At 71.6% G+C, this 7674-nt stretch carries 8 protein-coding genes; all 8 read right to left on the bottom strand.

Translation table 11 applies throughout. The features are described from left to right. Window positions 1–38: 38 nt before the first annotated feature. Complete coding sequence (locus tag AC07DW_RS32790; protein WP_478861284.1) at window positions 39–476, bottom strand: hypothetical protein; 438 nt, start codon at window positions 474–476, stop codon at window positions 39–41. A 58-nt stretch (window positions 477–534) separates the two neighbouring features. Then, the gene (locus AC07DW_RS32785) at window positions 535–723 is read right to left on the bottom strand and encodes a helix-turn-helix transcriptional regulator (RefSeq protein WP_478861283.1); all 189 of its coding nucleotides are present in this window, start codon (window positions 721–723) and stop codon (window positions 535–537) included. Window positions 724–910: 187 nt separating this feature from the next. Further along, window positions 911–2098 (bottom strand): DUF3631 domain-containing protein, encoded by a 1188-nt coding sequence (locus AC07DW_RS32780; RefSeq protein WP_478861282.1) that lies wholly within the window; start codon window positions 2096–2098, stop codon window positions 911–913. Window positions 2099–2509: 411 nt separating this feature from the next. Next, window positions 2510–3433 (bottom strand): bifunctional DNA primase/polymerase, encoded by a 924-nt coding sequence (locus AC07DW_RS32775; RefSeq protein ID WP_478861281.1) that lies wholly within the window; start codon window positions 3431–3433, stop codon window positions 2510–2512. Then, entirely contained in the window at window positions 3430–4122 is a 693-nt protein-coding gene (locus AC07DW_RS32770) for a class I SAM-dependent methyltransferase (protein WP_478861280.1), read from the bottom strand. The genes AC07DW_RS32775 and AC07DW_RS32770 overlap by 4 nt, the downstream gene beginning before the upstream one ends. 87 nt (window positions 4123–4209) lie before the next feature. Beyond that, window positions 4210–4674 carry a hypothetical protein gene (locus AC07DW_RS32765; RefSeq protein ID WP_478861279.1) on the bottom strand — a complete coding sequence of 155 codons (465 nt, stop codon included), beginning with the start codon at window positions 4672–4674 and terminating at the stop codon, window positions 4210–4212. Window positions 4675–4883: 209 nt separating this feature from the next. Next, window positions 4884–6998, bottom strand: a complete 2115-nt coding sequence (locus AC07DW_RS32760) for a hypothetical protein (protein ID WP_478861278.1) — start codon at window positions 6996–6998, stop codon at window positions 4884–4886. 2 nt (window positions 6999–7000) lie between these two features. Continuing rightward, on the bottom strand, window positions 7001–7528 hold the full coding sequence (locus AC07DW_RS32755; protein WP_478861277.1) for a hypothetical protein: 528 nt from the start codon (window positions 7526–7528) through the stop codon (window positions 7001–7003). Window positions 7529–7674 lie beyond the last annotated feature (146 nt).

Raw genomic sequence — 7674 nt, 5'->3', positions numbered from 1 at the left:
GCCATCAACCTGATCCGCCTCAACGCCTGGTGGAACGGTCATCCACTCGACCGAACCCGCACCAGCCACCTCGCCCGGCTCAACCTCACTCTCGCAGCCTGACCAGCCGCCGAATTAGCCACCAGGGTCTTCGCGGTGACCAAAACAGGAGTGACCACCGCGAGGGACTCAGCGATGCTTGCTCGATGCTTCGCCGCCGCTCCCGGCCACTTCATCAGCGCGTACGCCTTTGCGTGCTCGTACCACGTGGGCATGGCGAGCGCGGCGAGTTCCTTCGCCGGGAGGCCGGTCTCCTCGTCGAACTGCTGACCTTCCCGCAGCGCCGACATGAGCTGGGAGCGGCGTCCGTCCGCCTGCGGTTTGAGGGCGTAGCTCTTCGAGTGCGGCTGGGAGCCGACGCGCCAGCGCAGCTCCCACGGCTTCGGGCGGCCGGCGCGTTGCCGGATGGACCAGATGACAACGTCATAGCTGAGCATGTCTCTCCAATGGGAGAGGGTGCCCGCCGTGTGGCGGGCACCCGCTGGCTGGGGCAGATCAGGCGGCGGCTTCCTCGCGGGCGGAGAGCCAGGTGTCCAGGTCCGTCGCCCGGACGCGGAGCTGCCCGTTCGGCAGCTTGATGAGGCGCGGGCCCTGGCCGCGGGCACGCATGCGGTAGAAGGCGGCTCGGCTCATGCCGAGTTCGGACAGGACTTCGGGAAGCTTGAGCATCTGCGGGCGAGCCATGGCGGTGCACTCCTCGGTGAAGTGGCCCGGGGCCGTTGGCCCCTTCCTGTCAGGTCCGCTACCTCCGCTACCTCCGCTACCGCCCTGGTCAGGGGCATGATCGAGGTAGCGGATAGGGGTAGCGGTAGCGGATGGATCCGCTACCGGCCCCGGCCTGGACGGGCGCGGGTCCGGTAGCGGGTAGCGCTCAGGTAGCGGACGGGAACAGCCCCTCCGCTACCGTTTCCGGCTCGCTGACCTGCGGGGTAGCGGAGGTAGCGGAGGTAGCGGCCCTGGAGGGGGGTGGAGGGCAGTACCGCTGCCAGGCGTCGTGGAGATCGGTGGCGTAGTAGCCCTTCAGCACGGTCCCGGCGGTCTTGATGTTGCGGGCCTTGATCGGGGCGTCTTCGCTGGTCATGTACTCGCCGAGCATCTTGGCCAGGGTCCGGGAGTCGAGCGGTCGGCCGTTCATGTCCACCCACGGTGCTTCGTCAAGCGCGCACAACCGGTCGAGAATGGCGACGGTCGGCAGACGGTCGATGCCCGTCATGACGTGGTCCCGGAGGTCGGTCAGGAGGCGGATGCCGAGGCTGCCCTTGTCGCTTGCCCTGGCCGCGTTGACCAGCTCCACGCACGCCTTGCGGGCTCGCTCGGGCCAGGTGCCTCCGGCGGCGTCGGCGACGGCCAGCAGCGGTTCCCATACGTCGGCAGGCCGGTCGGTGACGCCTTCGGGCATCTCGGGCCACCGGCCGGCGACGTCGTCGCGGACCTGGTCGGCCCACTGCGCGAGCCGGTCGCGCAGCGCGTTGCCCTCCGCCTCGTGCAGGCGGGCCCGGAACGGCTCGACCTTCTCGTTCCTGGCGCGGCGGCGCATGCGGATGATGACGGAGCGGGTGGTGATGGTGTCGGGCAGGCCTCCGAGTCCGCCGACCGCGACGGCGGTGTAGGAGGGGAACTCCACCACGGTCTGGTGACCGCCGTCCCCGATGCACCGGTAGGTGACCCCGGAGCGGCGGTGACCGGCGTTCAGGAAGCCCCGAAGCTCCTCGTTGTCCCCCGCCTTGGGGCCAAAGACCGTGTCGATTTCATCGAACAGGATCGTGGGCCTGCCGGCGGGGTCGGAGACGGAACGGAACAGCGCGGCAGCGCGGGCGTTCACGGCGAGCATCGGGCGGGGCACCAGGGTCTCGACCACCTCCAGGGCCCGCGACTTGCCCGACCCCGGTTCGGGGGACAGGAAGGCCAGGCGCGGGGTGGAGTCGAACGCGTCGAGCAGGTGAGCGTGCGCGTCCCACAGGGCCACGGCGACGTACGCGGCTTCGCGGGGGAAGACGTTGAACCTGCGGTGGAAGGCTTCCACCTCGTTGAGCAGTGCGGCGCCGTCGATGGCAGTCATGCGGCGTGCCTCCCTTCGGTGAGCGGGGCGGGTGTCCCGGTGCAGGCGGATCGGTGGGCGTCGTACTCGGCGACCAGGACGGCGACAGCGTCGGGCCCGGTAACGGTGCCGGTCAGGCCACAGCGGCAGGCGTAAGCGGCGGTGGGCAGGGCGCCTAGGCCGGGTGGACCAGCGGGCGCCGTCGTAGTGGTGGCGGTAGACCGGCGGGGCGAAGATCCGGATGCCAGGGGCGTCCGGTGTCGGGTCGGTACTCGCCCGTGCCGGGGACCGGTTCGTGCGAAGAGCAGTGACGGCGCCCTTACGGGCGGCGCCTTGCGGCTCGCCCACGGCCCGCCTCCACAGGCTGCGGGGCGGCGTGCGGGCCGTTCGGGCTGCTGGTGGGGCAATCCAGGGCGGGGGGAGTGGGCGTCGTCATGTCGCCTCCCGGGGTGTGGCGTGAGCGATAACCCAGTCCATGGCGCTGCGGATGGTCGTGCGGCACTCGGTCGGCGGCAGTCCGGTCGACTCCCCCGCCCCCTGGATTGCCTGCTCCGCCACCTCGCGTGGGAGGTCGCCCCACGCGACGAACCGGGCGATCTTGCAGGCGCTTCGGTGCAGGGTGTTGTTGCGCCCGTGCGGCCCGCCTTCGCTGGCTGCGGCGATGACCGCGCACTCGCGTTCCAGCGCCACGCGGGCGGCCCGCGTGGCGTCCCGGAGCGGCGCCGGGGCGACCTTGGCGGGCTTGGCGGGTTCGGTGAGCAGCGCGGCCAGCCATGCGGGAAGCGGCGCGGCCGGGGCGTCGTCGGTCACCTCGTATGTCCCGTCGGAGGTGGTGCTGCCGGGGGCGACGACGTATCCGCCCCAGGCGCGGGTGTCGATGTGCGGCCCGAGCCGGTTCACGGTGCACTTCAGCCGCACCCCGGCGGGCGCGGTGAAGTACAGGTGCTCCCCTCCGCGGGCGGTCCGCACCCGGTAGGTAGCCGGGACGGCGTGCCCGGCGCGCTCGCAGAGCGCCGCAAAGGAAGTCGCGCCGTCAGGCGCTCCTTCTGGTTCGTCCGGCTTGAGCGGGTCCAGGTCGATGACGAGCAGCCCGGCCGGACCGGTCGCGATCCCGACGTTGTACGGGCGTGTGGTCCAGGTGGCGTGGATCAGGTCGGGGTTGGTGGTGGCGCGCTGCTCGGGGGTGCGGTGTCCGCCCGCGCAGCGCCCGCTGCTGGGGCAGGCCCGCACCGGGTGGCCGGCGGGCCGCTTGGCGCGCGGATGCAGCGGGATGACCGGCCAGCCGCGTTCTGCGGGCGACAGGGCAGAGGCGAGCAGGGGCAGGCAGGCCGGATCGGCGGTCACGGGGCTGTTCATGCCGCCATCTCCAGCGCGGAGGTGAGCTGCGCGAGGGCGGCGCGGCCGATGTGCTCGGCGTAGGCCGGGGGGACGCATTCGCGGATGCCGTCACGGTTCATCCACGGCACTCCCAGCACCCGGCGGGCGAGGGGGACGCCGGAGAAGTTGCCGACGAACTGCCCGTAGTGCCCGGGCGGGACGGGGCGCCCCATCTTTGCCTGCGGCACCAGGTGGGCCGGGTGGCAGGGCTGCGCGAGCCGGAAGCCGCCGCCGGTTTCGAAGTAGCGGTGGCGGTAGTTGGCCAGGTGGAACATCTGCCCGCACAGCATCACCGGGTCGTGCAGCTTGGGGACGGCGCCGCGCACGTTCTCCAGCACCCACGGGCGCCCGGTCGTCTCCAGCGACGTGCGGGTCGGGCCGATGAGGTCGGGGTGGTCGTTGGACTGGATGCGCTGGCACTCGCTGTCGTGCTGGCACGGTGGCGAGGCGTGGATGAAGTCGAACGCGGCCCCGTGCTTGAGCACGAACGCGATCGCGTCGGCCTGCACGAACCGGAACGGGTAGCGCGGCTGCAGGTCCTTGTCGACGCCGGTCACGTCGAACCCGGCATCGGCATAACCCTTGGCGGCGCCGCCCTGGCAGCAGAACAGGTCCAGCAAGCGGGGGCGACGCGCGCGTACTCGCCTGATCGGGGTGGGTTGAGTCATGCTGGGAGACCTCCAACAGGCCTGTTCAGGACTGGAGACAAAGGCGGCCCCGGACTTTGGCGAGACGGGGGCCGCCTTTGGCGTCTGTCAGCGGTGGTTGATGGTGCCGCTCGCGCGGCCGAACAGGCCGGTGGCGGTGATGTTCTGCGTGATCTGTGCCGGACCGGCCTGGGCTCCTCGGCGGCAGGCGCCGAGGAGGACGGGGAGGGCGATGGCGCCGGCGGCGATGAGGGCGATGGTGGCCCACAGGGCGTGGCTCATGGCGATCAGTCCCGGGGCTGCGTAGGAGAGCCCGATACCGGCGGCGGCGATCCCGCCGCCGATCGTGGGTGCGAGGAGGGCGGTGGTCTTGGCCCACGTCGGAACCGGTCGCGCGGCAGTCGGCTGCGGGGCCTGGGGCGTGGGCTGGGTGTAGGCCAGGGTCCGTACGCCGCCGGGCAGAGTGACCCAGCCGACGCCCGGGGGGATCTCGTCCGGCAGCATCACCGGGCGCGGTATCGGCTGCGGGTGGCCGGTCAGGGTGGTGATCTCGTACGGGGTTTCGGGGTGCACAACGTGGTCCCTTCAACGCGACGGGCAGCACCCCATGCGGGGGTGCTGCCCGGTGGTCGGCTTGTCGTGTCGCTTGTCGTCTGACTTGTCGTGCGGCTTGTCGCTTGTCTTGTCTTGTCGCTTGTCGCCTTGCAGGTCAAAGCCCGTTTCCGGCGCTCATGCGGGCGTCCAGGGGCCTTATCGCGGCTCGGGCGACAAGCGACAGACCGCTATGCCTCGCCGCTCCCGCGGGGGGCGTGCCGGTGGTGGACGTAGCGGGTCTTGGTGCCCTCCCCAACCCGCACCGCCACGCCCTCGTCCGCCCAGGACTTGAGCCAGCCGACGACCGTCTGCCGGGTGGTGCCGTGCTCGTCCGCGAGGGCGCGGGCGATGGCGGACGCCCCGGTCCCTTCCGGGCCGGCGGCCAGCAGTACCGCGAGGGCGGCGTCCTTGGCGGCGTTGTCCTCGCTGCGGAGGGCCGACAGGTTCAGCCCCGCCGCCGGCGGCCTGCCGGAAACCGGCGTGTCCGTGTCGGGTTCGGGAGCGGTGGCGAACTGGGCGTCGATCTGCTCCCGGAACTTCCTTGCGAGCGCCTCCTCGTCCGTCTCCGCGACGGGCGTCCGCTCGTCACGCAGGGCGGACAGGTTCAGCCCGACTGCCGGGGAATCCGGCGCCGGATTCGGCGCGTCGGCCGGGGTGGTGCTGGGGGTGTCGTCGCGCATCCATGCGGTGCGGGCGACGTCCCAGCGCCGGGCGTAGTCCGGTCCGGCGGCTTTGGCGGAGATGGTGTCGAGGGTGGGGTGTCGGTCGGAGGTGGCGGCGACGATGTCGCGGATCTGGTTCGGCTTGATCCGCCAGGACTTGAACAGCCCCGCCTGTGACTCCGGGGTGCCCATGAAGCCGGAGCCCTTGTAGGGGGCTTGGTCGACGCGCAGGCCGCGTGAGCCGGGGAACTGCTTGCTCAGGTCCATGCCCTCGGTCTCACCACCGGTCAGAGCGACGCGGACCTTGGCTTCCCGGCGGATCATCAGGTTGCCCAGGACGGAACCGGTGGCGCCCAGGGCGGTGAGGACGGTGCGGATGCCCATGGCGCGGGCGATCCGGATGACCTCCAGGATCTTGGCGGCCAGGGCCCGGGACGGCTTGTCCTGGGCGGCCAGGATCTCCGCGCCCTCGTCGATGACGATCTCGATTTGCGGGATGCGGTCGCTGACAGGGAGCAGGTCGGTGTTCTCCCGGGACAGGAGGTCCTGGTAGGCCATCTTGCGGTGCTTGGCGATCCGCACCGCCGTATCCAGCATCACCATCGCTTCCTCATGGGAGGCAGCGAGCCAATCGATCCCGGGCCGCATGCCGCCGGTGGTCTGGCCGGTGGAGTCGAGTGCGGGCCGCACCCAGGGCAGGCCGGCCGATCCGGCGTTCAGGTCGATGACCCAGGTGAGGACGTCGGTGGTGCGGGCGAACCCGGCCAGGATCGTGTGGACCATGTTCGTCTTGCCCGACCCCGTCGGCCCCACGACCAGGGCGCACTGCTCGCGCAGGTAGACGCGGACCTCGTCGCCGTTGGTCCGCAGGCCCCAGGGGATGCCGGTGTGCAGGGACAGCGGCGCATAGTCGGTGGGGTAGGTGATTTCGGCTTCCAGGACGTTGACCGTGGTCACGTCGATCAGGACGCGGCCCTGGTGGATGCCCTGGGAGGCGGTAGCGGTGCAGCCGTGCGGCAACCTTGCGTCGGCCGACAGGCGGGCGGATTCGCGGGCGATGCGGTCGTAGGTGGTGCCGCCGGGCGGGAGTTCGGCGTCGATGGTGAAGCCGGTGCCGGTCGGCCACATCTCCACCGCCACCACCCGCACCGCGATTCCGCACACCCGCTGGATCCGGTCGACCCACTCCGCGGCGATCGCCCGCCGCTCGGCGGACAGTTCGCGGGCGACCTGCCGTTCGGCGGCGGCCAGAGCTTCCAGCTCGCGGGCTTCCTCGTGCAGGAGGGTGGCGCGGGCCGCGGCCCCCATGCCGACCCCGATGGTGGCGAGCGACCCGAGCGCGGCCCACGAGAGGGGGCCGGTGGTCATGGCCCAGGTCGTCCAGCCCGCGCCGACGAGCCAGGAGGCGGCCCGCATGCCGATGGTGCGGGCGGAGAGGCGGTCGCGGAGGCTGGTGACGGTGTGGCCGATGGCGCCGGCGGTGCCGATGGCGAGGGCCCAGCCGGGGGGCATGCCGGTGGCGGCTCCGGTGGTGGCGATGGCGAAGGCTCCGGTGGTGGCGGACAGAGCGCCGGTCACGGGTCCGTGACCGGCGCTGTAGTCCCACACCGGCCCGGTGGTGGCCTGGGTGTTGGTGGTCATGGTCAGACGTTCCAGCCCTTCTCTGCCTGGGTGCCGTTGCGGGGGTCCTCGTGGCGGGCGATGTCCTGGGCGTGCACGTTGCGGAACAGCGGGGCCATGTCCTCGGTGACGGCGACGGCGGCCATGACGGCGCCGAAGGCGTCGTTGAACGAGCCCGCCACCTCCTTCTCCAGCGGGAACTCCGAGTCGGACCGCTCGGCGAGGATCTTCATCACGTTCGCCACGGAACTGAGCGCGGCGGGCAGGCCCTCGATCATGGCGAGGATCTCCATGCAGTCATCGGGCTCGTAGCTGCTGGCGGCGGCTTCCATCTCCGCCGCGTGGTCCTCGAACCGGAAACCAGACATTCCCTCTCCCTCACTCGCGGTGGTGGTGGGTGTGGCGGGGACCAGGCCGGCGGGGCGCTCGGCCGTGTCCCCGATCTGCTCGCCGTCGTCCTCGGCTTCCGCGTCGGCGGCGGCTTCCTCGTCCTGCAGGGCGTCGCGGATGGCGTCGTCTCGCGCGGTGCGCTCGTCCTGGGCGGTGCGCATCAGGCGGGCGTACAGGCGACGGCCGGGGTGCTGGAGCCACGCCCAGCCGAGGGGACTGCTGCGTGATCGGGTGACAGTTGGGGTTTACGCAGCGAGTGCTGTGTGAGGGGCCATGATGGTTTCGTACTCGACGGGCGTCAATCGGC

The sequence above is a fragment of the Streptomyces sp. NPDC045701 genome, from assembly GCF_056432045.1.
The sequence above is the reverse complement of the archived record's forward strand: the minus strand, read 5'-3'. Positions and strand labels throughout refer to the sequence as shown.

What these genes read in the sequence shown, in the direction of transcription:
- AC07DW_RS32790 (WP_478861284.1), bottom strand. Translation starts at nt 476, where the DNA reads ATGCTCAGCTATGACGTTGTCATCTGGTCCATCCGGCAACGCGCCGGC.
- AC07DW_RS32785 (WP_478861283.1), bottom strand. Translation starts at nt 723, where the DNA reads ATGGCTCGCCCGCAGATGCTCAAGCTTCCCGAAGTCCTGTCCGAACTC.
- AC07DW_RS32780 (WP_478861282.1), bottom strand. Translation starts at nt 2,098, where the DNA reads ATGACTGCCATCGACGGCGCCGCACTGCTCAACGAGGTGGAAGCCTTC.
- AC07DW_RS32775 (WP_478861281.1), bottom strand. Translation starts at nt 3,433, where the DNA reads ATGAACAGCCCCGTGACCGCCGATCCGGCCTGCCTGCCCCTGCTCGCC.
- AC07DW_RS32770 (WP_478861280.1), bottom strand. Translation starts at nt 4,122, where the DNA reads ATGACTCAACCCACCCCGATCAGGCGAGTACGCGCGCGTCGCCCCCGC.
- AC07DW_RS32760 (WP_478861278.1), bottom strand. Translation starts at nt 6,998, where the DNA reads ATGACCACCAACACCCAGGCCACCACCGGGCCGGTGTGGGACTACAGC.
- AC07DW_RS32755 (WP_478861277.1), bottom strand. Translation starts at nt 7,528, where the DNA reads ATGCGCACCGCCCAGGACGAGCGCACCGCGCGAGACGACGCCATCCGC.